This window comes from Methylobacterium sp. J-118, assembly GCF_057836565.1.
The window spans coordinates 5,781,812-5,805,268 of record NZ_JBYQFA010000001.1; the positions used below are offsets into that span (position 1 = coordinate 5,781,812).

General features: G+C 71.2%; 22 protein-coding genes. 17 read left to right on the forward strand and 5 right to left on the reverse strand.

Annotated elements, in window-relative coordinates; all coding sequences use genetic code 11:
* Nucleotides 1-245 precede the first annotated feature (245 nt).
* On the reverse strand, nucleotides 246-2,819 hold the full coding sequence (locus AC3IF3_RS28225; protein WP_489231173.1) for an ABC transporter ATP-binding protein: 2,574 nt from the start codon (nucleotides 2,817-2,819) through the stop codon (nucleotides 246-248).
* 439 nt (nucleotides 2,820-3,258) lie between these two features.
* Here AC3IF3_RS28225 and AC3IF3_RS28230 point away from each other — a divergent pair, with 439 nt between their 5' ends.
* The 16 genes from AC3IF3_RS28230 (at nucleotide 3,259) to AC3IF3_RS28305 (ending at nucleotide 18,223) form a co-directional block, all read left to right on the forward strand.
* Nucleotides 3,259-3,918 (forward strand): cytochrome c3 family protein, encoded by a 660-nt coding sequence (locus AC3IF3_RS28230; protein WP_489231174.1) that lies wholly within the window; start codon nucleotides 3,259-3,261, stop codon nucleotides 3,916-3,918.
* Nucleotides 3,915-7,154, forward strand: coding sequence for a TAT-variant-translocated molybdopterin oxidoreductase (locus tag AC3IF3_RS28235; RefSeq protein ID WP_489231175.1), 3,240 nt, complete (start codon nucleotides 3,915-3,917; stop codon nucleotides 7,152-7,154). Before AC3IF3_RS28230 ends, AC3IF3_RS28235 begins: the two co-directional genes overlap by 4 nt.
* Before the next feature lie 2 nt (nucleotides 7,155-7,156).
* On the forward strand, nucleotides 7,157-9,169 hold the full coding sequence (locus tag AC3IF3_RS28240; RefSeq protein ID WP_489231176.1) for a quinol:electron acceptor oxidoreductase subunit ActD: 2,013 nt from the start codon (nucleotides 7,157-7,159) through the stop codon (nucleotides 9,167-9,169).
* Nucleotides 9,166-9,699, forward strand: coding sequence for a c-type cytochrome (locus AC3IF3_RS28245; protein ID WP_489231177.1), 534 nt, complete (start codon nucleotides 9,166-9,168; stop codon nucleotides 9,697-9,699). Before AC3IF3_RS28240 ends, AC3IF3_RS28245 begins: the two co-directional genes overlap by 4 nt.
* A complete protein-coding gene (locus AC3IF3_RS28250) occupies nucleotides 9,696-10,748 on the forward strand; it encodes a hypothetical protein (RefSeq protein WP_489219179.1) in 1,053 nt (350 codons plus the stop codon). Before AC3IF3_RS28245 ends, AC3IF3_RS28250 begins: the two co-directional genes overlap by 4 nt.
* The gene (locus tag AC3IF3_RS28255; RefSeq protein ID WP_243970704.1) at nucleotides 10,745-11,233 is read left to right on the forward strand and encodes a hypothetical protein; all 489 of its coding nucleotides are present in this window, start codon (nucleotides 10,745-10,747) and stop codon (nucleotides 11,231-11,233) included. Before AC3IF3_RS28250 ends, AC3IF3_RS28255 begins: the two co-directional genes overlap by 4 nt.
* Complete coding sequence (gene coxB, locus AC3IF3_RS28260; protein ID WP_243970702.1) at nucleotides 11,230-12,195, forward strand: cytochrome c oxidase subunit II; 966 nt, start codon at nucleotides 11,230-11,232, stop codon at nucleotides 12,193-12,195. Before AC3IF3_RS28255 ends, coxB begins: the two co-directional genes overlap by 4 nt.
* A 283-nt stretch (nucleotides 12,196-12,478) precedes the next feature.
* Nucleotides 12,479-14,155, forward strand: a complete 1,677-nt coding sequence (locus tag AC3IF3_RS28265) for a cytochrome c oxidase subunit I (protein WP_489219180.1) — start codon at nucleotides 12,479-12,481, stop codon at nucleotides 14,153-14,155.
* Complete coding sequence (locus AC3IF3_RS28270; protein WP_489231178.1) at nucleotides 14,152-14,811, forward strand: cytochrome c oxidase subunit 3; 660 nt, start codon at nucleotides 14,152-14,154, stop codon at nucleotides 14,809-14,811. Before AC3IF3_RS28265 ends, AC3IF3_RS28270 begins: the two co-directional genes overlap by 4 nt.
* A gap of 1 nt (nucleotide 14,812) precedes the next feature.
* A complete protein-coding gene (locus AC3IF3_RS28275; RefSeq protein WP_243967268.1) occupies nucleotides 14,813-15,124 on the forward strand; it encodes an oxidase in 312 nt (103 codons plus the stop codon).
* A 16-nt stretch (nucleotides 15,125-15,140) separates the two neighbouring features.
* On the forward strand, nucleotides 15,141-15,380 hold the full coding sequence (locus AC3IF3_RS28280) for a hypothetical protein (RefSeq protein ID WP_243967267.1): 240 nt from the start codon (nucleotides 15,141-15,143) through the stop codon (nucleotides 15,378-15,380).
* Nucleotides 15,377-15,502: a hypothetical protein gene (locus tag AC3IF3_RS28285; protein WP_279594729.1), complete on the forward strand. Its 126-nt coding sequence runs from the start codon at nucleotides 15,377-15,379 to the stop codon at nucleotides 15,500-15,502. Before AC3IF3_RS28280 ends, AC3IF3_RS28285 begins: the two co-directional genes overlap by 4 nt.
* A gap of 71 nt (nucleotides 15,503-15,573) precedes the next feature.
* On the forward strand, nucleotides 15,574-16,365 hold the full coding sequence (locus tag AC3IF3_RS28290) for a class II glutamine amidotransferase (protein ID WP_489231179.1): 792 nt from the start codon (nucleotides 15,574-15,576) through the stop codon (nucleotides 16,363-16,365).
* A gap of 155 nt (nucleotides 16,366-16,520) precedes the next feature.
* Nucleotides 16,521-17,261 (forward strand): NepR family anti-sigma factor, encoded by a 741-nt coding sequence (locus tag AC3IF3_RS28295; RefSeq protein ID WP_243967265.1) that lies wholly within the window; start codon nucleotides 16,521-16,523, stop codon nucleotides 17,259-17,261.
* Between the two features lie 138 nt (nucleotides 17,262-17,399).
* Nucleotides 17,400-17,813 (forward strand): DUF1236 domain-containing protein, encoded by a 414-nt coding sequence (locus AC3IF3_RS28300; RefSeq protein WP_243967263.1) that lies wholly within the window; start codon nucleotides 17,400-17,402, stop codon nucleotides 17,811-17,813.
* A gap of 134 nt (nucleotides 17,814-17,947) precedes the next feature.
* The gene (locus AC3IF3_RS28305; protein WP_243967262.1) at nucleotides 17,948-18,223 is read left to right on the forward strand and encodes a hypothetical protein; all 276 of its coding nucleotides are present in this window, start codon (nucleotides 17,948-17,950) and stop codon (nucleotides 18,221-18,223) included.
* 3 nt (nucleotides 18,224-18,226) lie between these two features.
* Here AC3IF3_RS28305 and mscL read toward each other — a convergent pair whose 3' ends face one another.
* The 4 genes from mscL to AC3IF3_RS28325 all read right to left on the reverse strand — a co-directional run bounded on the left by mscL (nucleotide 18,227) and on the right by AC3IF3_RS28325 (nucleotide 22,790).
* Nucleotides 18,227-18,655, reverse strand: coding sequence for a large conductance mechanosensitive channel protein MscL (gene mscL, locus AC3IF3_RS28310; protein ID WP_243967261.1), 429 nt, complete (start codon nucleotides 18,653-18,655; stop codon nucleotides 18,227-18,229).
* Between the two features lie 57 nt (nucleotides 18,656-18,712).
* Nucleotides 18,713-19,564, reverse strand: a complete 852-nt coding sequence (locus AC3IF3_RS28315; RefSeq protein ID WP_243967260.1) for a CDP-alcohol phosphatidyltransferase family protein — start codon at nucleotides 19,562-19,564, stop codon at nucleotides 18,713-18,715.
* Between the two features lie 6 nt (nucleotides 19,565-19,570).
* Entirely contained in the window at nucleotides 19,571-20,281 is a 711-nt protein-coding gene (locus AC3IF3_RS28320) for a phosphatidylserine decarboxylase (protein WP_243967259.1), read from the reverse strand.
* 469 nt (nucleotides 20,282-20,750) lie between these two features.
* The gene (locus AC3IF3_RS28325; protein ID WP_489231180.1) at nucleotides 20,751-22,790 is read right to left on the reverse strand and encodes a hypothetical protein; all 2,040 of its coding nucleotides are present in this window, start codon (nucleotides 22,788-22,790) and stop codon (nucleotides 20,751-20,753) included.
* A gap of 398 nt (nucleotides 22,791-23,188) precedes the next feature.
* On the opposite strand from AC3IF3_RS28325, the gene AC3IF3_RS28330 reads away from it, so the two are divergent.
* Nucleotides 23,189-23,398, forward strand: a complete 210-nt coding sequence (locus AC3IF3_RS28330) for a hypothetical protein (RefSeq protein WP_243967257.1) — start codon at nucleotides 23,189-23,191, stop codon at nucleotides 23,396-23,398.
* The last annotated feature ends 59 nt before the right edge of the window (nucleotides 23,399-23,457 follow it).

Here is a 23,457-nt window from a genome sequence, read left to right on the forward strand (position 1 = left end):
TTGATCTTGTTATCTCGGGGCATGACGCTCGCTCAAGGCGCCGTATCAATGAACTGCCGAGCTTGTCTCTGCAAGGGGACGGCTATTCAAGTCCAGGACAAAGTATCATCGGCACCTCGCTCGATCCGGACGCGGGCGACCGTGTCTCGCCTCCGAAAGCGCGAGGTCCTGATCGCGGCGCGACCGCGTTAGCGCGCCCCCGTCGAAGGACGGCTGCGCCCCGAAATCTCCCGACCGGGGCCGCCTCAACCCGCCGGGGCGAGTTCGGCCTCCGCGGGCACCGTCACCGGTCCCACCACCGCGCTGTTCTCCACCGCGATCACCGCGTCGAACGGCGCGAAACCCTCCGACACGGCGGTCCCGGGCAGGCAGACGATCAGGCCGCGCCCGGCCCGCGCCCGGCGCAGCCCGAGGAGGCGGTCGTGCAGGTCCTCCCTCCGCTCGTCGGGAGCGAGGGCGACGACCAGGATGTCGGGCTCGCGGGCGAGGCAGCGGACCAGCTCGATCGCCATCCGCTCGCGGGCGTTGATCGCCCCGTCCGCCAGCGCGCCGGTGCTCGGCTGGATCTCGACCTTGCTGTCCAGCCCGAGCCCGTAGACGGCGGCTTCGAGCCCCTCCTCGGCGAGCACGCGCCGGACCAGCGCCCGCACCCGCGGCTCGGCATTGGCCTCGCCGAGGCTGATCCGGCCGAACAGCAGGTTCTCCTCCAGGCTGGCGGCCGGGTTGACCCGGCCGGGATCGTGGAACTCCACCGCGCCGGCGAGATGGGCCGGCAGCATCCGCGCGAAGGAGCGCCGCGCCTGGACCAGCCGCGCCTCGAACGCGGCGTCGATCAGGCCGAAGCGGTGGCGGGACTCGCTGTAGCGCAGGGCCAGTCCGATCAGGCGCGTGCGGTCGCGCTGGCCCGCCGGCCCCCGGCGCAGGCTGGCGGCGTCGGCCAGGCGCACGACGAGATCCTCGAAATAGCCCCGCTCCGAGGCCTGGAACAGCGAGTAGGCGTCGAACAGGGGATGGTCGTTGGGCAGGTCGGCGAAGATCTCCACGGTGCTGCTGGCCACCGACAGGCCGATCTCCGTCAGCGGCCGGACCAGCCCCTCGGCCTCCAGCACCGCCCGCAGGTAGGGATGGCGGGCGAAGCGCAGGGGCGAGAAGGCGCCGCCCACCGGCTCGCCGAAGAGGATGTTCTCGCCGATATTCGCCTGATGGTTGTAGCGGTCGGGGTCGAACGGCTCGACCAGGCGCTCGGCCCCCTTGGCGGCCAGGGCCACCCGCATGGTCCGGCGGGCGGCGACGACCGCGGCCGCGAGCCGCGGCTGGGCCGCGGGGTCGAGCCGCCCGGTCAGGCCGCGGGCGTAGACGAAGCCGTCGAGCCCGGTCAGCCGGCTGAGCCCGATGAGCGCGATGTCGTCGGGGGCGCGGGCCGGGTCGGTGCCGTAGAGCAGGTTCTGCCGGAGCGAGCCCGCCATGAGGATCGCCTCGCCGGCCGCGAAGGCGATGCGCCGGGCGCGCTCGGCGGCGTCGAAGCCGCGCAGGTCCGTGCCCGCATAGGTGACGGCGCCGGCCGTCGGCTCGACCTGCCCCGCCAGCACCGCCGCCAGCGCCCGGGCGCCGCTGCCGCGGCTGCCGGTGATCGCCACATGGCCCGGCATGGTGACGGCGACGTCGACGCCGGTCAGCCGCTCGCCCGTGACCGGATCGAAGGCGCCGACGCCCTGGGTCGCCAGGAGCCCCGACCGGGGCAGCGGCACGGGGGCGCCGGTCCGTGCCCGCCGGCCTTCGAGGGCCGCGATGATGCGGGCGAGGTCGCGGAAGCGCGGGCGCACGGCCCGGCGCACCGTCCAGAGGCGCGCGCAGATCGCCGCGAGCCAGCCCGCGAGGCCGAAGGCGCCCGCCGCCGCCAGGAGTGCGGCCGGATCCACCGGCGGCGCCGGCGGCACCCCCGGCGCCGTGCTGCGCCACAGGGCGGTGCCGACCGCGATCGCCGGCAGGATCACCGCCAGGGCGAGGGCCGGCGCCCGGGCATAGGCCAGCCGCGCCTCGGCGCGGGCCACGGTGCCGCGCATCGCGCTCACGCGGGCCGCGATGCGCGTCCGTTCCAGGGCGGCGGCTCCGTGGTTGCGCACGGCCGGCAGGCGCCGGACGAGGTCGTTCAGGTTCTCCTCCGCCCGCGCGCCGGTGCGCAGGCGTAACTCCTGCCGATCCCGCGCCCGTTCCAGCACCAGCCCGTAGGCGAGGCCGACCGCCGCGAGGCCGGCCATTGCCGCCGGGACCAGCCGGGGCGCCGCCAGCGCGGCGAAGCCGAGGGCCAGGATCAGGGCGGCGAGCGTCATCGCCGGCAGGACGATCCCGGCCGCGAGCAGCCGGTCGGCCCGCGCCAGCATGTCGCCGACGAGGCGGGCGAGGCTGCGCGCCTCGTCCCGCGCCCCGGCCGGGGCGTCGAGGATCGCCCGCAGGACGCTGTCCCGGACCGCGTCGGCGGCCCGGTTCTGGGCCTTGAAGCACAGGCGCGCCACCCACCAGCCGAGGGCCGCCAGGATCAGCGCGCAGGCGGCGATGCACAGGAACGCCGCGAATTCGAGCCCGGCGGGACGCAGCGGCAGGCCGGGTGCCAGGACGAGCTCGCGGCCCTGGAGCGGTACGGCGAGGCGCAGGAAGGGCAGCGCCGCCGCCCCGTCGCGGGGCAGCAGTGCCACGAGGTCGCGCAGGCAGAGGAGGGCCAGCGCGCAGAGCGGCACGCCGATCCCGACCGCGAGGGCCGCCGCCGCGGCATGCAGACGCCGCGCGGCACGCCAGGTCAGGACGAGGGGATCGGATTCCATGCGTCTCCGGGCGGGATCGGGGGGCCTTCCGCGGCCAGGGGCATAGCGCATCGCGCCGGAGACCGGAACCGGTGCGATCCGCTAGCTTTTTGATCGGCATCGCCTTTTTCTGAAAGCCGGCGGGCCCCTCTCGCGACGATGCCCCAGGGCTCGGCGCAGGGCGCGGGACCTGTCGCTGCCGCACTGCGACATGTCCGCCAGCCTGATCCAAGTTCTGGTTCCGGTCTGGAAGCGCTCTAGGTTATGGACCGCAGCGCACGGCTCCCGATAGGGGCGCCGCCGCGGCGCAACGCGGCCGCTTCGGTCGCCCGGTCCGCGCGCGGACCGGCCTGCGGCATGGGTCTGGCTGGGATCGGAACGTGGGGCGACGCGTGTGGCCAGGAGCTGAGCCGATCGAACGCGATCTCCCGATCATTCCGTCGTCCCGCGGGCGCGGCTGATGGCGCAGCTGTTCACGCCCGGCGCGGACGCGCTCTACCGCCTCGCCCTGATGACCGGCGTCGCCTGCCTGGTCGGGCTGCCTGTGCTGGCGGCCGGAATCGTGCGCTCGAACTACGTCACCGGCGTCGGCGTGGCGCCGGCCCAGCCGCTGCCCTTCAGCCACAAGCACCATTCGGGCGAGCTCGGCATCGATTGCCGCTACTGCCACACCACCGTCGACAAGGAGGCCACAGCGGGCATCCCGCCGACCCAGACCTGCATGACCTGCCACTCGCAGATCTGGACCGGCTCCGACATGCTCAAGCCCGTGCGCGACAGCTACGCGCAGGACATCCCGCTGGAATGGAAGCGGCTGAACAAGCTGCCGCAATACGTCTACTACAACCACTCCGTCCACGTGACGAAGGGGATCGGCTGCTCCACCTGCCACGGCGACGTGACGGCGATGCAGATGACCTACCGGGCCAACGCCTTCGAGATGCGCTTCTGCCTCGACTGCCACCGGGCGCCGGATAAGTATGTCCGCCCGCCCGATCAGGTCTGGAACATGACCTGGACGCCGCCGGCCGACCAGGCGGCCCTCGGGCCGAAGCTCGCGGCCGAGTACCACATCCGCGGCGGCGCGCGGCTCACCGAGTGCGGGATCTGCCACCGATGACCGGCCCTCCCGATTTCCCGGCCCTGCGTGCGAAACTCGCGAGCGGCGACGGCCCGCGCTTCTGGCGCAGCCTCGACGCCGTGGCCGACAGCCCGGAATTCCGCGATTACCTCGCCGCCGAGTTCCCCTCGGCCTCCCGGCTCGCCGCCGCTCCGGAGCGGCGCGGCTTCCTGAAACTGATGGCGGCCTCCTTCGCGCTCGGCGGGCTCACCGCCTGCGGCGGGGCCGGCGGCCGCGACCACGAGGTGCCCTACGTCAACCAGCCCGAGCGGATCGTGCCGGGCACCGACCTGGCTTACGCCTCCTCGGCGCTGTTCGACGGGTTCGGCAACGGCATCCTGGTCACCACCCGCAACGGCCGGCCCCTGAAGATCGAGGGCAATCCCGACCATCCCTGGAGCCGCGGCGGCACCGACGTCCTGGCCCAGGCCTCCGTGCTCGGCCTCTACGACCCGTTCCGCTCCCAGGCGGTTCAGCATCTCGGCCGGCCGAGTTCCTGGGCGGCGTTCCGTGCGGCCCTGCAGGCGCAGATGCCGGCCTGGCGCGAGACCGGCGGCGCGGGCCTCGCCCTGCTCACCGGCCCGGTGACCTCGCCCACGGTGGCGGCGCAGATCGCCCGGCTGCGGGCCGCCTATCCGGCCCTGCGCTGGCATGTCGGCGCGGGTGCCGGGCGCGCGGGGCTCTACGAGGGTGCCCGCCTTGCCTATGGCCGGCCGCTGGAGACGATCCCCGATTTCGACCGGGCGCGCACGATCGTGGCGCTCGACGGCGACTTCCTCGACCTCGGCCCGGGCCAGGTCGGGCTGTCCCGGCGCTGGAGCGCGGCCCGGCGCGCGGCCTACGCGGAGGGCCGGCTGCTGACCCTGCACGCGGCGGCGCCGACGCCGACGCTGACCAGCGCCAAGGCGGATGTCTCCGTTCCCGTCCAGGCTGCCCGGCTCGAAGCCCTCGCCCGGGCGCTCCTGGGGCTTGCCGAGGGCGGCGCGGCACCGTCCGGCGACGATCCGGTGGCCCGCTGGACGCGGGGCGCCGGCAAGGCCCTGACCGAGGCCCGGGGCGCCAGCCTGGTCACGGCCGGGCTCACGGCGAGTCCGGCGCTGCACGACCTGGTCCACCGCCTCAACGGTGCGCTCGGCAACACCGGCACGACCCTGCGGCACACCGAGCCCGCCGAGGCGCAGGGGGCCGGCACGCTGGCGGACCTCGCCGACGCGATGGCGCGCGGCGCCGTCACGGCGCTGATCGTGCTCGGCGCCAACCCGGTCTACGAGGCGCCCGGAGCCCTCGATTTCGCCGCCGGGATGGGGCGCGTGCCGCTCAAGATCCATGCCGGGCTCTACGCCGACGAGACCGCCGCCCATGCCGACTGGCACCTGCCCGTGGCCCATCCCCTCGAATCCTGGGGCGACGTCCGGTCCCTCGACGGGACCGTGGGGCTGATCCAGCCGACCATCGCCCCGTTCTACAACGGCCGCACCCTGCCGCAGATGCTGGCCTTCCTGGCGGACGGCACGGGCGGGGACGGCGCCGAGGACGCCCTCGGCCTCCTCAAGGCGCGCTGGCGGGAGCAGGGCACGGACGAGGCGGCGTTCGAGGCCGGCTTCTCGGAGGCCCTGCGCCAAGGTTTCTGGGCCGACAGCGCGCGGCCGGCCGAGACCGTGGCGCTGACGCAAGCTGCTGCGATTTCCCCCTACGGTGTTCACACCCCCCCGGCCGAGGCGACCTCTCCGCCTGAACCCTTCGACGGAACGGATACGCCAGATCTGGCACGCGCCCTCCCTCCCCCCTCTGCGGGGGAGGGTGGCCCTCGCGTGAGCGAGGGTCGGGAGAGGGGAGCGACGGTGCAGAGTAAGGCTGCGGCCTCCATGAAGGCTGAGCCCCTTCCGGAAACCGGGTTCCCCTCTCCCGACCCCCTGCGGGGGCCACCCTCCCCCGCAGAGGGGGGAGGGAGACACGTGAATCCGGAGGCGCCATCGACCGGCGCCCTGGAGGTCCTGTTCCGCCCCGACCCCACCGTCTGGGACGGCACCCCGGCCGACCTTGCCTGGCTTCAGGAACTGCCGAAGCCGCTCACCAAGGTGGTCTGGGAGAACGTGATCGCCCTCGGGCCGCGGCTGGCCGAGCATGAGGGGATCGCCACCGGCGACATCGTGCGGCTGGAGGCGGACGGCCGCGCCGTCGAGGGGCCGGCCTGGATCCTGCCGGGACAGGCCGACGACACGCTGACCCTGACCCTCGGCTACGGCCGGGACGTGCCGGATCACCTGTCCCGCGGCCTCGGCTACGACGCGTCACCCCTGCGACCGGCCGATTCGGGCTGGCGGCTCGCTGGCGCGCGGCTGACGAAGACTGGCCGGCGCAGCATGCCGGCGACCACCCAGCACCTCGGCACGATGGAGGGGGAGGACATCGTCCGGGTGCAGGCGCTCGGCGCCGCGCCGGTGGGCGACCCGAGGGGCGCGCCGAGCCCCGCCTCGTTCTACCCGCCCCCGGAGAGCCAGGACCGCTGGGTCGCCGCGCAATGGGGCATGGCCATCGACCTCGACGCCTGCACCGGCTGCAACGCCTGCGTCACCGCCTGCCAGGCGGAGAACAACATCCCGGTGGTCGGCCGCGCGGAGGTCGAGAAGGGGCGCTGGATGGGCTGGCTGCGGGTCGACCGCTACTACGCGGGCGACCTCGACGCGCCGACCACGCATTTTCAGCCGGTGCCGTGCATGCATTGCGAGCAGGCGCCCTGCGAACTCGGCTGCCCCGTGGAGGCGACCCTGCACGACAGCGAGGGCCTGAACCTGCAGGTCTACAACCGCTGCGTCGGCACCCGGACCTGCCAGAGCTACTGCCCCTACAAGGTCCGCCGGTTCAACTACCTCGACTATACCGGCGGCATGACCCCGGTGGAGCAGCAGCAGCGCAACCCCGAGGTCACGGTCCGCGCCCGCGGCGTGATGGAGAAGTGCACCTACTGCATCCAGCGGATCACCGCGGCGCGGATCACCTCCGCCAAGGACGCCCATGCCCCGATCCCCGACGGCGCCGTCGAGACCGCCTGCCAGGGCGCCTGCCCGACCCGGGCCATCACCTTCGGCAACGTCGCCGATCCGGGGAGCCAGGTCTCGGCCGCCCGCAGGGATCCCCGGGAATACGCGCTGCTCGGCCACCTGAACACGCGGCCGCGCACCACCTACCTCGCCGGGCTCGCGCCCGCCGCGGATCGCAGCGGTCGGGAGGGCTGAGCATGGCCGGCGCTCTCGTGGATGGTTCCCTGATCCCGCCGGAGGAAACCCTCCAGGGCATCGGCGGCGCCGTGACGGCGATCCCGCTGACGCATCCGGGCAACCGGCGCTGGTGGATCGCCTTCGCGGGGGCGGGGGCGCTGCTGGGCATCTTTGCCGTCACCCTCGCCTACCTGCTCTATGCCGGCCCGGGGATCTGGGGGAACAACAACGCCGTCGTCTGGGCGCTGGACATCGCCAGCTACGATTGGTGGATCGGCGTGGCCTCGGGGAGCCTCCTGGTCTCGGCGATCCTGCTCCTGCTCGGGGCGGAATGGCGCGGGGCGGTGAACCGGGTTGCCGAAACCCTGGCGCTGCTCGCCACCGCGGCTGCCGGGCTCTACCCGATCATCCATCTGGGTCGCCCGTGGTTCTTCTTCTGGAACCTGCCCTACCCCAACACCTACGATCTCTGGCCGCAGTTCCGCTCGCCGCTGCTCTGGGACGCGATCGACATCGTGTCCTTCCTGGTGATCTGCGTGAGCCTGTGGTTCATCGGGCTGCTGCCGGATCTCGCAACCCTGCGCGACCGCGCCTTCGCCGAGGCGATGCGCCAGGCCGACGCCAAGGCGCCGACCCGCGGGCTCGCGCTGCTGCGCGCGCAGGTCTACGGCATCGTCGCCTCCGGCTGGCGCGGCTCGGCGGCCCATTGGCAGATCTGGGTCCAGGCCTACCAGACGGTGGCGCTGCTCGGCGTGCTGCTGGTGGTCTCGGTCCAGACCGGCGCCTCGGTGATGCTGGCGGGTTCGCTGATGCCGGGCTGGCACAGCACGCTTCTGCCGGTGAGCTTCCTGATCAACGCCGTCTATTCTGGCGTCGGCGTCACGGCGATGATCGTGATGCTGATCCGCCTGGTCTACGGCCTCGATACCCTGGTGACCCCGCGCCACCTCGACGTGCTCGGGCGCCTGCTGCTCTGCCTCGGCTGCGCCAGCGCCTATTGCTATGCCGCCGAAGCGTTCGACACGTTTCTCAACGGCGACGCGCAGGGCCGCGCCGTGCTGGTGCGGCGCCTGACCGGCGACCACGCTCTGGTCTCCTGGACGGCGATCCTCGGCCTCGTCCTGCCGGCGCAGGTCCTGTGGTCGGCCCGGGCCCGAACGGCGCCCCTCGTCCTCGCGGCGGTCGGCCTGCTGGTGGCGATCGGCGCCTATGCCGACCACGTCATGGTCCTGGTCGTGACCCTGACGCAGGATTTCCTGCCCTCCTCGCGGCTTCCCTACGGGGTCGATCCCTGGGGCATCGCCACCTTCGCGGGCTCGATCGGCCTGTTCCTGACCCTGCTGCTCCTGTTCCTGCGCTACCTGCCGGCGGTCTCGATCGTCGAGAGCCGGCGCCTCGCCCTGGCGGAGGTCCCGGCCGCGCAGGAGGCCGCGCGCGCGGCCACGTCCCGGACCGCCGCCCGGCCGGAGGAGGATCCGGTGGCGGCCCCTCTGTGGGGCGTGTCGGCCACCTTCGCGAGCCAGGGCGACCTCGCCGCCGCCCTGCAGGCGGTCTCCGGCCTCGGCCCCGACCACGTCCGCCTCGACGGGCACGGCCCGGTGCCGATGCCCCGGACCCTCCGGCCGCTCGGCCTGGAGGGCCGCTCGATCCTGCCCTATGCCCTGGCCGGGGCCCTGCTCGGCGGCGCGGGCTTCTTCGCGATGTGCGTCTACGCCACGGCCTACGATTACGTGTTCCTGATCGGCGGGCGGCCGCGCCTGTCCTGGCCGTCCTTCGTGGTGCCGAGCCTGTCCTTCGCCACGATGGCGGGCTGCGTGGCGATCCACGGCGCGCTCCTGGTGCTCAACCGCCTACCGCGGCTGAACCACCCGGCCTTCAACATCCCGGGCTTCCTGCGCGCCTCGGACGACCGCTTCTTCCTCACCGCGGAGGCCCGGAGCGACCGGTTCGACGCGGGCAAGATCGAGCGGCGGCTCACTGGCCTTCCGGCCGAGGCCGGGCGCCCCCTCGAGATCCGGCGGATCCCGCGATGAGGCGCGCCCTCCCCCTCGCCTTCCTCGCCCTGGCGCCGCTCTCGGCCTGCGGCGACGCCGACATGGCCGATCAGGCCCGGGCCAAGACCTGGGACCGGAACCCGTTCTTCCCCCGCGCGATCACCATGCGCCAGCCGGTGGCCGGCACCGTGCCGCGGAACGATCCCGCCCGGCCGGCGCCGCAGCCGGAGACCGTCAGCCGCGACCTGCTCGACCGGGGGCGGCAGCGCTACGCGGTGTTCTGCACCCCCTGTCACGGCCAGGACGGGCGCGGCCAGGGCATGATCGTGGCGCGCGGCTTCCCGCAGGCCGGCAATCTCGCCGCCGAGCCGGTCACCCGGGCCTCCGCGGCCGAGCTCTACGACGCGATCTCCAACGGCCGGAGGGCCATGTTCGGCATGGCGCAGATGATCCCCTCCGCCGACCGCTGGGCAATCGTCGCCTATGTCCGCGCGCTCCAGCTCAGCCAGGACGCCCCGGTGACGAGCCTGCCGGAGTCGGATCGGGCCCGGCTGGAGGCGACCCGGTGAGGCGCCCCGCCCTCCTCGGCCTGGCCGGCCTCGCGCTCCTGGCCTGCTGCGGGCTCGCGGGCGGTTGGCGCGGGGCGGCGGCCTCGTACCTCGCCGCCTGGCTGGTGCTCCTCGCCCTGCCGGTCGGCGCCCTGCCGGTGGTCATCGTGGCCGAGCGCTTCGGCCAGCGCGTGCGTGCGCGCGGCGGCGTCGAGATGCTGGCCGGCCTGCGCCGCCTGACGACTTTGATGCCGGTGGCGGCCGTGCTAGCGCTGCCGCTGCTCGCGGCCGCGCCCCTGCTCTATCCGTGGGCCGGCGCCCCAGCGCGCACACCGCTCGCCGCCCTCTGGTTCACGGTGCCGTTCTTCGCCGCGCGGGTGATCGCCTATCTCGCCGCCTGGACCTGGCTGGCGCTGCGCTTCGCCCGGCCCTTCGACGCCCCCGGCGAGGGCCGGACCGTCCCGGCGGTGGGCCTCCATGCGGTGATCGGCACGCTCTTCGTCACCGACGTGATCGCCTCCCTGGACCCACGGCTCGATTCGACCCTGCTCGGCCTCCTGGTCATGACCGCCTGGAGCGGCCTCGCCTTCGCGGCGGCGATCCTGCTGGCCTGGGAGGAGCCGGAACCGGTGGGCCGCGGTCGGACGGCCCCGGGGCGCGGCCGGCTGGTGCCCCTCGTCGTCCTGCTCGGGCTCTGGGCCTACCTGCACTTCGTGCAGTTCCTGATCGTCTGGTCGGCGAACCTGCCCCCCGAGGTGGCGTGGTACTTCGCCCGCGGCGGTTGGCTCGGGCGGGCCCTGTCGATCGCGGCCGGCGCCGTGGCGGTGCTCGCCGGGCTCGCGACCCTCCGGCCCGGTCGGCCGACCACGCGGATCCTGGCCGGGGCGGCGCTGGCGGTGCACGCCCTCGAGATGTTCTGGCTCGTCACTCCCGCGATCCGCGACCGGTTCGTGCTCCGCCCGAGCGACGGGCTGGCGGCCGGTGCCGTGGCCTGCCTCGCCGCCGCGCTCCGCCCCGCGCTGCGCCTCGGCGCGGCCGCGTCCCCCCGCCGCGCCGGGAGGCCGGCATGAGCGCGGGCGGCCCCTCCGGCCTGATCCCCGCCATCCTGGCGGGTCTGACCCTGCGCGGCAGCTCTGTCCTGAACGGGCGCCCGTCGCGCCCGCCCGCCAACAGCCAGCGGGACCCCGACGACCCGGGGCACGAGGTCCGCGACGTCAATGTCCGCAACACCGCCCTGGTCATGGCCGGCCTCGCGCTCGCGGCCCTGACGGTCATCGGCACGATGATCTGGCTGATGAGTACCTTCGCGGCGGGCCAGCGCCGGGCGCTGCCGACGCTGACGCCCCAGCAGACCGCCCGCCTCGCGCCGCCGCCCCCGAACCTCCAGGCGAACCCCTATGCCGATATCGATCGCCAGCGGGCGGCGACCGAGGCGCATCTGGCGGGCTACGGCTACCGCGACGCGGCCCGCACCCGGGCCCGGATCCCGATCGGGCGCGCCATGGATCTGATCGTCGGCCGCCCCCTCGACCCGGCGGAGCCCGTCGCGCGATGACGCCGAGCCACGATTCCCTCCAGCTCTGGCCCGCCGCGGTCTCGGCCGTCGCGAGCGAGACCGACCTGCTCATCCTGGCCTTCACGGTGCTGACGCTGCTGCTGACCGTGCCGGTCTTCGTGGCGATCACCTATTTCGCCGTGCGCTACCGGGAGGGCTCCGCGGCGGACCGGAGCCCCTCGGGCATCCGCTCCAACCTCATCGAGATTAGCTGGATGCTGATCCCGTTCCTGCTGACGCTGATCTTCTTCGTCTGGGGCGCGAAGCTGTTCGTCCAGTCGCGCAACCCACCCCCCGACGCCCTGGTGGTCGAGGCGGTTGGCCGGCAATGGATGTGGAAGTTCCAGCACCCCACCGGCCAGTCCGAGATCAACGACCTGCACCTGCCGATCGGCCAGCCGATCCGCCTGCACATCATCAGCCAGGATGTGATCCACGCCCTCTACCTGCCGGCCGTGCGCCTGCAGGTCGCCGCCCTGCCCGACCGCTACACCGACCTGTGGTTCAAGGCCGACAAGACCGGCACGTTCCACCTCTACTGCTCGGAATATTGCGGCACCGACCATTCCGTGATGGGCGGCGAGGTCACCTTCATGAACCCCGGCGACTACCAGGACTGGCTGACCCATGCCGGCGCCCAGCAGGGCAAGGTCGCGGCGGGGCGCGCCCTCTACGAGGCCTATGGCTGCGCCGGCTGCCACGAGCCCGGCTCCCCCGTGAAGGCCCCGAGCCTCGCCGGTCTCTACGGATCCGAGGTCAAGCTCGCGGACGGCCGCACCGTCACGGCCGACGCGACGTGGTTGCGCGAAAAAATCCTGAACCCGAACGGCGACCGTCTCGCCGGGGGCGGCAAGCAGGTCATGCCGAGCTTCGCCGGCCGGATCCCGGCGGACGAACTCGGGACGCTGATCGATTTTTTGAAAGCGTATCCGACTTCAAAGGCAGCGGACGCGACACGATGATGAACGGCGTCACCCTGGACATCCTGCCGTCCGATCACCGGGCGGGCCGCTCCCCCTCCCCCCTCTGCGGGGGAGGGTGGCCCCCGAAGGGGGTCGGGAGAGGGGAACCCCGCTTCCGGCAGGGGCGCGGCCTTCATGAAGGCCGGCGCCCTGTTCTGCACCGTCGCTCCCCTCTCCCGACCCCTGCTAACGCAGGGGCCACCCTCCCCCGCAGAGGGGGGAGGGCAACCCGCGCGATCGTCCCAACGCTTGGCCTTCATCCCCTTCTATTGCGGGCGACACGATGAGCGCATCGGGCAGCATCGGCGGCACCGCCCGCCGGGAACCCCACGCCGCGGAAGCGACGATCGGGCGCAAGGCCGACTACCTGCACGCGGAATCGACCCTGCGCTCGTGGTTCCTCACCACCGACCACAAGCGCATCGCGATCCTGTACCTGACCTCGATCACCGGATTCTTCGTGATCGGCGCCCTGGCGGCCGGGATCGTGCGCCTCGCGCTGATCGTGCCGAACGGCGCGATCATGGCCAACGACACCTACAACAAGGCCTTCACCATCCACGGGGTGGTGATGGTCTGGTTCTTCCTGATCCCGTCGATCCCCGCGACCTTCGGCAATTTCCTGATCCCCCTCATGATCGGGGCCAAGGACCTCGCCTTCCCAAAACTCAACCTGACGAGCTGGTACGTGTTCATGACCGGCGCCCTGTTCACCCTGGTCTCGGTGGTGCTCGGCGGGGTCGATACCGGCTGGACCTTCTACGCCCCGCTCTCCACCGCCTTCTCGAACACCTGGGTGCTGCCGGCGCTGATCGGCGTCACCATCGTGGGCTTCTCGTCGATCCTGACGGGCCTCAACTTCGTCGTGACGATCCACACCATGCGGGCGCCCGGCATGACGTGGTTCAAGCTGCCGATCTTCGTCTGGACGCACTACGCCACGAGCCTGATCTTCCTGCTGGCGACGCCCGTCATCACCACGGCGCTGATCCTGCTGATCGCGGAGCGCGGCTTCCATATCGGCGTGTTCGACCCGGCCTATGGCGGCGACCCGGTGCTGTTCCAGCACCTGTTCTGGTTCTACTCGCACCCGGCCGTGTACATCATGGTCCTGCCCGGCATGGGGGTGATCTCCGAGATCGTCCCCGCCTTCGCGCAGAAGAAGCTGTTCGGCTACCGCTTCGTCGCCTACGCGTCGATCGGGCTGGCCTCGGTGACCTTCTTCGTCTGGGGCCACCACATGTTCATCAACGGCCAGAGCGACCTGGCCTCGCTGGTGTTCTCGGCCCTGTCCTTCGCGGTGGCGGTGCCCTCGGCCGTCAAGGTCTACAACTGGACCGCGACAATCCATAAGGGGAGCCTACGGCTCGACACGCCGATGCTCTACGCGATGGGCTATATCGGCCTGTTCGTGCTCGGCGGGCTCACCGGCCTCTACCTCGCGACGCTGGCGATCAACCAGCACATCCACGCGACCTATTTCGTAGTCGCCCACTTCCACTACATCATGGTCGGCGGCACGGTGCTGGCGTTCCTCGGCGGCCTGCACTTCTGGTGGCCGAAATTCACCGGCCGGATGTACAGCGAGCCCTGGGGCCGGGTCTCGGCGCTGCTGATCTTCCTCGGCTTCAACGTGACGTTCTTCCCGCAATTCATCCTCGGCTATCTCGGGATGCCGCGGCGCTACGCGACCTACCCGCCGGAGTTCCAGCTCCTCAACGTGCTGTCCTCGGCGGGCGCCACGATCCTGGCGGCGGGCTACATCTTCCCGATGGTCTACCTCGTCTATTCCCTGTGGTCCGGGCGCAAGGCCCCCGCCAACCCGTGGAACGCCAAGGGGCTCGAATGGGAGACCGCCTCCCCGCCGCCGACGCACAATTTCCTCACGCCCCCCGAGGTGCCGCGCGTCCCCTACGACTACCCGATCCAGTCGCAGGAATCCCAGGATCAGCACGGATGAGCGAGTCCCTGGCGGACGGCGTCGGGGTCGCCCGCGCCGGACATTTCGAGACCGTGGCCCAGCAGCGCGCGGCGGCGACGCTCGGGATCTGGGCGTGGCTGATCACCGAGCTGCTGCTGTTCTCGGCCCTGTTCCTGGTGGCGCTGATCACCCGAATCCAGCACCCCGAGGCCACGGTGGCGGCGGCCCGGCACCTCAAGTTCTGGATCGGCGCCACCAACACGGTGGTGCTGATCTGCTCGTCGCTCACCATGTCGATGGCGATCGAATTCTCGCGGATCGGCTGGCAGCGCGCCATGGTCCGGGCGATGCTGGCGACGGCGGCGCTCGGCGGCCTGTTCCTGGTGCTCAAGGGCTACGAGTACTACGCCGACTGGACCGAGCACATGATGCCGTTCCTCAGCCAGCGTCCCTTCGCGCTCGCCGAGACGCCGGCGGCGCGGCTGTTCGTGAACCTCTACTACGTCGCCACGCTGCTCCACGCGCTCCACCTGTTCACCGGCATCGGACTCCTGCTCGGCATGACCTGGATGGCCGCCAAGGCCGGCTTCCTGTCCCGCCACCAGAACTGGATCGAGGTCTACGGCCTGTACTGGCACTTCATCGATCTGGTCTGGATCCTGGCCTTCCCGATCCTCTACGTGGTGAACCGGTAGGATGCGCAGCCCCCTCGCCGCCCTGAGCGCCGACGACCGCGCCCTCCTCCGGAAGCGCCTGCGCACGCCGGTTCTGACCTTCCTGGCGCTGCTGGCGCTGCTCGCCGTCAACGTCACGCTGGGCGCCACCCTGCCGTTCGCGGAGGTCTGGATCGTCGAACTGCTGGTGGTCGCCGTGATGGTGATGCTGATCCTCCTCGTTTCCATGGAGGTGATCCACGAGCCGCCCCTGATCCGGCTGTTCTCGGGGCTCGGCTTCTTCTGGGTCGCCATCATGGTCGGAATGACGCTGACGGATTATCTGGCGCGGTAGGAGCCAGGACACGCGCGTGACCGATCCCGTACGCGTCGAGCAGACGAAGCTGCTCGCATCGGCCCTCAACACGGTCGCGACGTCCTGCGTCACGGTGGGGATCGCGACGCCGCTGGCCGGTTATATCTACAATGTCAGCAACTTCCGTACGCTGGTCGAGCCCTGGGTTCTGCTTATCGGAACGACCGTTTGGCTTTCGATCGCGGTCAGCCTACATCTAGGGGCAAGGCGCGTGCTCAGGGGATTAGCCGGATGAACGCGAGTTTTGTCGTCGCCTTCGTCGTGACGCCCGCACTGGTTCTCGCTCTTGGCTGGACGGCGGTGTTCCTCCATGAACGTGCGCAGCGTCGGACGGCCGGACGCGTGTCGGGCGACTGAACGCCCGCCGCGGGCCACCTTGGATGGCGTCAGACCGACGATCCCGCGCGACCCTCCTGGACTGATTTATCATGTGCGAATTGCTCGGCATGAGCGCCAACGTGCCGACCGACATCCGCTTCTCCTTCGCCGGGCTGGCCCGGCGCGGCGGCGAGACCGGGCCCCATGCCGACGGCTGGGGCATCAGCTTCTACGACGGGCGGACCTGCCGCAGTTTCCACGAGCCCGAGCCGAGCGCGCGCTCGCAGCTCGCCCGGCTCCTGCGCGACATGCCGATCAAGAGTCGGATCGTCGTGGCCCACGTGCGCAAGGCCAACCGCGGCCGGGTCAGCCTAGAGAACACCCACCCGTTCGCGCGGGAATTGTGGGGCCGCCGCTGGACCTTCGCGCATAACGGCCAGCTCAAGGGCGTGAAGCGCCTGCCGCTCGGCGGCTTCATGCCGATCGGCAGCACCGACAGCGAGCACGCCTTCTGCTGGATGCTGGGCCGCCTGCAGGAAAGGTACAAGGCCCTCCCCCGGCCCAAGACCCTGGATCGGGCCGTGGCCGACCTCGCGGGCGGGCTGCACGGGCTCGGCGTGTTCAACATGCTGCTGACGGACAGCCGGACCCTCTACGCCCATTGCGGCAAGCGCCTCTGCTATCTCACCCGGCGGGCCCCCTTCGGCAAGGCCACCCTGATCGACGAGGACTGGCAGGTCGATTTCGCCCGGGAGACCACCGAGCACGACATCGTCACCGTCATCGCCACGAAGGCGCTGACCCGCGATGAGCGCTGGACCGATCTCGCCCGCGGCGATGTCCTCACCCTGCGGGACGGGGCGATCCGCCTGTTGAGACCGGCGAACGCATCTCACGGGTAGGTCGGCCGAGGGTGCATGGCTGCGCCCGATGCGCTAGAACGCCCGTAACAGGAAAGCAGCGGCCGGATTTCCATGGGTTCTGGCCGGCAAGCGATCCGCCTCGACCCCCTCGGGACCAAGGGTCGAGCCACGAAGAGCTGACGAGTGCGACACGCATGACCCGCGACGACACCGACACCGTCCTGTCCGCGGAGGACGGGACTCGGGATGGCCGCCCGAACCTGGCTCCCGGCATCCGCACGCATCTCGGGGAACACCTGCGCACCGTCTACGAGCGGATCGGCGAGGAATCGCTGCCGTCCCGGTTCGCCGAGCTGATCGAGAAGCTGGAGGCGGCGCTCCGCGCCCGGGGCGAGGCGATCGAGCCGGAATTCCGCAACGGCCTGCTCGCCGCGGTGCCGTCCCTGCGCGCCTTCGCGCTGTCGCTGACCTCGAACCCCGCCCGGTCCGACGACCTCGTCCAGGACACCCTGCTCAAGGGCTGGCAGCACCGCGCGCGGTTCCAGCCGGGGACCAACCTGAACGCGTGGCTGTTCACGATCCTGCGCAACATCTTCTACTCGGATCACCGCAAGCGCGTGCGCGAGGTCGAGGACCAGGACGGGTCCTACGCCGCCCGGCTCGCGACCGCCCCGCACCAGGGCGACCGGCTCGACGTCGAGGATCTGCAATCGGCGCTCGCCAAGCTGCCGCCGGATCAGCGCGAGGCGCTGGTGCTGGTCGGGGCCGAGGGCGTGTCCTACGAGGAGGCCGCCGCGATCATGGGCTGCAAGGTCGGCACGGTGAAGAGCCGGGTCAGCCGTGCCCGCAGCCGCCTCGCGGAGCTGCTGGGCTACGACGAGGAGGATCTCGGCTCCGACCGGTTCATCCAGTCGGCGATGCCCAAGGACGCCTAGGGTCGGGACGCGCGATCCGGCGTTAGCCATATTCGGCACGCCGCGAAAAAGATGCATCCGATTCCGGGGATCGGGCGTTACCGGGCCGAGCTTCGCCGCGTGTCCGCGGCGGAACGCCACGGAACGGAGAAGTCCCGCATGACCCTCAAGACCCTCATCGCCGCCTCGGCCCTCGTCCTGTCCCTGCCGCTGGCCGCCCAGGCCCAGGGCACCATCCCGGGTGCCGAGCGCGGCGCCGCCGCCGGTGCCGATGCGGCCGGCCCGATCGGCGGGATCGTCGGCGGCGCCGTCGGCGCGGCCACCGGCACGGTGGGCGGCATCCTCGGCGTCGACATGGCCCCGCGCTTCCGCAGCTACGTCCGCGAGCGCAACGTCCGCTCCTACGACTATGACGGCCGCGTCGCCGTCGGCTCCACCCTGCCGGCTTCGGGCGTGACCTACTACGACGTGCCGAGCGAGTACCGCGTGCAGCCGGGCTACCGCTACACGGTGGTGAACGATCGCCCGGTGCTGGTCGACCGCGGCCACCGCATCGTCGAGGTCATCGACTGATCCTGCGGGCCGGTCACGCGCCGGCCCCCTGGACCCCGGAGCCCCCGCTCCGGGGTCTTTCCGTTGGCCGCGGCCGTCGGCGCAACGCTTCCTGCGACCGGCCGTTGATATACGGTTCGACCCGTGAGGCGACCATGAGCGACCATACCAGTGAGCCCGGTGCCGTTCTGCCCGAACCGGTGCGCGATCATCTCGGCCAGCAACTGCGCGGAGTCCTGCCGGTCGAGACCGACAAGCCGCGCTTCCTCGGCGACGATTCCGTGCCCGACCTGTTCGAGCCGCAGATACGCCGGCTCGAGACCCGGCTGAAGACCCACGAGGAGGGCACCGGCGCGGTCGGCCAGGTCCTGGACCAGATCCTCGACGCCTTCGGGGTCAAGCCCGGGGAGACGGACGGACGCGAGGGTTGAGGCTCAGACCCGCGGCTTCGCGGCGAGGAGGTCGCGGATCTCCGACAGGAGCTTCACGTCAGCCGGCACCTCGGCGATCGCGTCGGGCTTCTTGTCCTCGGCCCGCTGGAGCTTGTTCATCGCCCGGATCACCAGGAACAGCACGAAGGCGACGATCAGGAAGTTGAGCGTCAGGGTCAGGAACTGGCCGTAACCCAAGACCGCGCCCTGCTTCTTGGCGTCCACGTAGGGCAGGCCGGCCTGCACCTTGGACGAGAGCGGGATGTAGTAGTTCGAGAAATCGAGCCCGCCTGTGACCGCGCCGATCGCCGGCATGAACAGGTCCTGGACCGCCGAATTGACGATGGCCCCGAACGCGGCGCCGATGATCACGCCGACGGCGAGATCAACCACGTTCCCGCGCAGCGCAAACTTCTTGAACTCTTCGAGCATGAACCGACTCCCCGCCGAATGCTGCCAAGATAGGGGTCGGTTCCGCGCGGGCCAGGGTCAATCCAGCCCGGTAAGCTCATTCGGCAGGAGGGCCGTCCTGTCCTCGGCGCCGGCGGCGAGCTCCGCCTTGAGCCGGCGGCGGTACTGTGCGGCGACCACCGGGATGGTGGCGAGGTAGCCGGCGCTCACCGCCACCAGGGCTTCGAACGGGTAGCTGATCAGGATGCCGAAGGCCGCGACCCCGAACAGGAAGATCGGCAGGACGAGGCTGCGCGGCACCCGCTTGCCCATGGTCTTGCCCGAGTAGGTCGGCACCGTGGAGACCACCAACAGGGCGATGCCCAGCACGTAGATCAGGATCGCCGGCGCGGCCCAGCGCTCCAGGCCGAAGCCGAGGAAGTGCAGGTAGAGCGGCAGCATCGCGGTGAGCGCCCCCGCGGGCGCCGGCATGCCCACGAAGAAATCCTTCTTCCAGTCCGGCCGGCCCGGATCGTCCAGCATAGCGTTGAAGCGGGCGAGCCGCAGCGCCATGGCGATGGCGAAGATCAGCGCCACGATCCAGCCGGCCGACTTCAGGTGAAACAGCACGAAGCCGTAGAGGATCAGGGCCGGGGCGCAGCCGAAATTGACGAAGTCGGCGAGCGAATCGAGCTCGGCCCCGAAGCGCGAGGTGCCCTTGAGCAGCCGCGCCACCCGTCCGTCGATGCCGTCGAGGACGCCGGCCACCACCACGGCGATGACGGCGGGCTCGAACTTGCCCTCGAAGGCGAGCCGGATCGCCGTCAGCCCGAGGCAGAGGGCCATCAGGGTGATCATGTTGGGCGCGATCATCCGGAACGGCACCGGCTTGAACCGGCGCGGGCGCGGCTCGTTCGGATCGGGCGCGAAGGGTGGGAAGAGATCGTCCATGGCCGTCTAGATCCGCTTGAACAGCCGTTCCGGGCTGCCGCCGAGATCGGCCAGCACCGTCTCGCCGGCCACCGCCTTCTGGCCGAGCCCGACCAGCACGCTGGACCCCGCCGGCAGGTAGACGTCGACCCGCGAGCCGAAGCGGATCAGCCCGAACCGCTCGCCCACGCCGAGCACGTCGCCCGCCGAGACGAACCCGACGATGCGCCGGGCGACGAGGCCGGCGATCTGCACCACGCCGACGCGCTTCGCCTGCCCGGCATGGTGGGTCTCGATCACCATCCCGTTCCGCTCGTTGTCGTCGCTGGCCTTGTCAAGTTCGGCGTTGAGGAACAGGCCGGGCGTGTAGTGGATCTGGCCGATCCGCCCTGCGACCGGCACCCGGTTCACGTGGCAGTCGAACACGTTCATGAAGACCGACACCCGCAAGGTGGGCACCTGCGGCAGGTCGAGTTCCGGGGGCGGCAGCACCGTGGCGATCAGGTTCACGCGCCCGTCCGCGGGCGAGACCACGAGCCCGTCCACTACCGGGGTGACCCGCTCGGGATCGCGGAAGAAGTAGCAGACCCAGAGGGTGAGGATCAGGAAGATCCACCCGAAGAACTGGGAGAAATAGCCGGCCAGCACGGTCAGCACGATGCCGATCAGGATGAAGGGATAGCCCTCCTTGTGAATCGGCACGAGCGTCCGGCGGATCGTCTCGATCAGGTCGGTCATGGGCTTTTCGGACTCAACGGCGCCGCGGGGGGCATCGGGCGGACATGTCGGACGCGCGGATGGCAGCCCGCCGGGCCGCCGTCAACTTTCCGCCGGTTCCGCGCCATGCCCGGACCGGTGCGTGACGAAACGGGTTCGTCCTGCCGAAGGCCCCCGACCCCGATCGGAATGCTGCCCCGGGCCGGACCGAGGCCTGATCGCCAGATCCGGGCGGAGGGAGGGTGCAGGCGGATGAATGCCGGTGCGGGCCTGCCCCTCCCTCCGCGCGTGGACGTGCCTCAACCCAAGGCTCACAGGATTGAGGCCGCCGCTGAACCCCGCGCGCAGTCCCGTTCGCCCGCAGCGAGATCCGGGATGCGCGGACTGGTCCTGGCGACGCCGGACGGCGCATCTTCGATCGACGCGTGGCCCACGGGGCGAGCGCGGGATTCTCACGGCTCCGCGATCGACCGGTGCGGCACGGCAGGGCCTATTGTTGCGGCTCGCCCTGGGTCCTCCGCTGCCTGCTCTCGAGGCGCGCGGCGATCGCCTGCCAGCGCGCCGACTCGTCCTGGTCCGGCCTGACGCCGGAGGCCGGGAATTTGTCGAGCGTACGCGGGTCGAAGGTTTGTGCGACGCCGCGCGCGCCGCGCGGATCCCCCGCGGTGACCAGGCTCTGGAACAGGGTGCGCGCGGCCAGAACCTCTCCGGCCGCCAGGAGCCGCTCCGCCTTGACGTTGAGGGCCTCGTCGACCGAGGAGGCGGACCGGGATCTCCGGTGACGCGCCGTCGATCTCTGCGCTCTGGCAGCCTGGCCCTCGGCGTCAGGGCGGCTGTCGGGGAGAAGCGCGGGGGCCGGGGGGCGAGCCGTGACGGCGCGCGTATTCTCCACCGACGCCGGTCTGCTGCCGGAGCGGACACCTGGGCTGGCCTGATCCGCCTGTGGGCCGCCCAACGCCTCGGAATTGCCCGGCGGTGCGAGCGACGCGCTGTCCGGCCCCTGCGCGGGCTGCGCCTCGGCGCCGCGCGCCTCCGGTATCGGCGCGCCCTCGGACGTGGCGGCCTGGCGATCCTCGGTGTCTGCCGTGGCCGTCGACGCCGCCGGAGGCATCCCCGTCAGGATCGGGAGCGGGTCGTTCGTCAGCGTCGGTATGCCAAGCGACCCGCTCTTCAACAGCGGCCCAGTCTCTGGCGGTCGCGGGGTCGCGGGCGGTTGTGCCTGGCCCTCTGAGGGTGCGCCGGGCTGAGACGCCGGGGGGGGCGCGTCCGGGGGATCGATTGCGGTGGCCGACGAGCCCCGGATCCGGTCACTGATCGTGGATTTGAAAGCGTTGACGATGTCGTCTGGCCATTTCAGGGTGTTGTATTGCGCATATAGAATATAAACGGCAGCTGCGGCCGGAATGACGACAGTAAAAGCGGCTATGACTTTGTAATTTATTCCCCTGTGTTTGGCTGAAGGCCGCCCATCATTTTGATGGAGCGATTCCTCGTCCGAGGCGCGAAATTGCGCCGCATCCTCGCGGACGGACGTTTCTGAGATCTGCCCTGCTTCGTTCGTCGAAGCCGTCTCCTGCGGCTTCGGCCGGCCGATCTCCCCGTCGACACCACTTCCTCGGGCCCCCTCCACTGCGTCGCGGAGCGCCGCCGCAGGTCCTTCTGCGCCTGCACTCTGCAGGTTCGGAAGGTCCCGACCCTGTCCCCCGGGGCTGCCGTCGCTCAGCGGTACATCGCTGTCGCGCCGAAGATCGTCCGGTCCTCGATCGTTGCGGTGATGCGCGTAGGACAGCGGGGAAGATGTTTCGAAAGGTCCGTACGCCGTCGGCGTATCCGACGCGGGGTGAATGTCCGGGATCGGGCGTGCAGCGGAACCGTGCCCGTCCTCCGCTGACGGATCGAAATGGCGTATCTCGGCGACCGGCGGAGCAGGTCGTCCCAGGTAAGCCGGCGCCCGCGCCGCGCCGTCGGGGGGGGCATCGCCCCGCAACGTGTCGGTGAGGTCCGGAGCGGGCTCGAACGTGCTGAAGATCAGCGAGGGTTCGCTGAGATCATCCCGCGTATCGGGGGGCGGATCCAAGGGGATGGACCGGGCACCGGGGTCTGCCACATGGGTCGGATGCCCGGTGTGGCTGACGCGCTGATGGAGGAACGTGACGGGCGCCGCGCTCAGCCCGTCCGCGACGGCGATGCGTCCGTCGTCCTGCGCGAACAGATCCGGGGTGGGATCGTCCTGCCCATGGGCATGCCCGTGCGAGGCGTACGGAAGCGGCGGCGCGTCGCGATCAAGATCCCAACCCGCGCCGGGATACGCTCCGGGTTGGGCGTCGTCCTCGCCGAAGAACTCGGTCCTGCCCGCCTGGAGGAAGCCTGCGTGCGGGTCGTCGTCGTCCGTGACCGGCGTCGGATGGGCGTCGTGTTCCGGCCGCAACGGATCGGACTGGTCCTCCAACGGGTTCGACGCTCGGTGAACGCCGCGGAAGACTCTGCGTCGGGCGCTCGCGTCTGAAAGGTCGTCCATGGGGTCGTTCATCAAGTCGGGGGCGCGCTCATCCGGGCCGGACACGACTGTGGAGCCGGGCAGACATCTTGACCGTTCGCCCGGCCCACGCCTGCCTGGCAGGTGCGGTAGGCATTAAGACCCAGATCTCTATTGATATCGATAACGTGAAAACCTCGGAAGGGCTACGCGCACGGGCCAAGGCCCGGCGTCACCGGGCGGGGACACAGCGACCCGCCGGCCTCGGCGCTTCGCCCCGGCGAGCGGATGAGCGTCACGTTGACCCCCGCTCAGCCCACATTGTACCAGATCAACCCCTCCACCGGGACGCTTGAAAGCCCCTCAAGACAGTTCCGCGGTGTGCGGGGCGAGGACGGCCGGCGACCGGACAGTTCGTACGGCGCTCTAGACTGGATGCGGGACCATCGAACATGGCCATGGACTTGGTGCTCGCAGCCTGCGGTGTGATGATCGGTCTCCCGATCGCCCTGTTCGGGTTCATGCGGCTCGACGAGCGGCCCGGCCGGATGAGTGTGGCGCTCCTCCTCCTCGGCCTGCTGATCACGTTCGGCCCGATCGTCAACGCGAGCATCGCGCATTACACGGCGACGAGCGGCAACGGGCGATACAGCGCGTGGTGAGCCGCCCTCCCCGCGTGCATGGTCCGCGTCGTCCGGTTCGCGCGCCGGTGGCCGTGGCG

Coding starts and splice junctions, on each gene's coding strand:
- coxB (WP_243970702.1), top strand. CDS start 11,230: ATGACGCCGAGCCACGATTCCCTCCAGCTCTGGCCCGCCGCGGTCTCG.
- mscL (WP_243967261.1), bottom strand. CDS start 18,655: ATGCTCGAAGAGTTCAAGAAGTTTGCGCTGCGCGGGAACGTGGTTGAT.
- AC3IF3_RS28235 (WP_489231175.1), top strand. CDS start 3,915: ATGACCGGCCCTCCCGATTTCCCGGCCCTGCGTGCGAAACTCGCGAGC.
- AC3IF3_RS28290 (WP_489231179.1), top strand. CDS start 15,574: ATGTGCGAATTGCTCGGCATGAGCGCCAACGTGCCGACCGACATCCGC.
- AC3IF3_RS28245 (WP_489231177.1), top strand. CDS start 9,166: ATGAGGCGCGCCCTCCCCCTCGCCTTCCTCGCCCTGGCGCCGCTCTCG.
- AC3IF3_RS28295 (WP_243967265.1), top strand. CDS start 16,521: ATGACCCGCGACGACACCGACACCGTCCTGTCCGCGGAGGACGGGACT.
- AC3IF3_RS28270 (WP_489231178.1), top strand. CDS start 14,152: ATGAGCGAGTCCCTGGCGGACGGCGTCGGGGTCGCCCGCGCCGGACAT.
- AC3IF3_RS28275 (WP_243967268.1), top strand. CDS start 14,813: ATGCGCAGCCCCCTCGCCGCCCTGAGCGCCGACGACCGCGCCCTCCTC.
- AC3IF3_RS28255 (WP_243970704.1), top strand. CDS start 10,745: ATGAGCGCGGGCGGCCCCTCCGGCCTGATCCCCGCCATCCTGGCGGGT.
- AC3IF3_RS28330 (WP_243967257.1), top strand. CDS start 23,189: ATGGCCATGGACTTGGTGCTCGCAGCCTGCGGTGTGATGATCGGTCTC.
- AC3IF3_RS28300 (WP_243967263.1), top strand. CDS start 17,400: ATGACCCTCAAGACCCTCATCGCCGCCTCGGCCCTCGTCCTGTCCCTG.
- AC3IF3_RS28320 (WP_243967259.1), bottom strand. CDS start 20,281: ATGACCGACCTGATCGAGACGATCCGCCGGACGCTCGTGCCGATTCAC.
- AC3IF3_RS28225 (WP_489231173.1), bottom strand. CDS start 2,819: ATGGAATCCGATCCCCTCGTCCTGACCTGGCGTGCCGCGCGGCGTCTG.
- AC3IF3_RS28325 (WP_489231180.1), bottom strand. CDS start 22,790: ATGAACGACCCCATGGACGACCTTTCAGACGCGAGCGCCCGACGCAGA.
- AC3IF3_RS28230 (WP_489231174.1), top strand. CDS start 3,259: ATGGCGCAGCTGTTCACGCCCGGCGCGGACGCGCTCTACCGCCTCGCC.
- AC3IF3_RS28285 (WP_279594729.1), top strand. CDS start 15,377: ATGAACGCGAGTTTTGTCGTCGCCTTCGTCGTGACGCCCGCACTGGTT.
- AC3IF3_RS28315 (WP_243967260.1), bottom strand. CDS start 19,564: ATGGACGATCTCTTCCCACCCTTCGCGCCCGATCCGAACGAGCCGCGC.
- AC3IF3_RS28240 (WP_489231176.1), top strand. CDS start 7,157: ATGGCCGGCGCTCTCGTGGATGGTTCCCTGATCCCGCCGGAGGAAACC.
- AC3IF3_RS28305 (WP_243967262.1), top strand. CDS start 17,948: ATGAGCGACCATACCAGTGAGCCCGGTGCCGTTCTGCCCGAACCGGTG.
- AC3IF3_RS28265 (WP_489219180.1), top strand. CDS start 12,479: ATGAGCGCATCGGGCAGCATCGGCGGCACCGCCCGCCGGGAACCCCAC.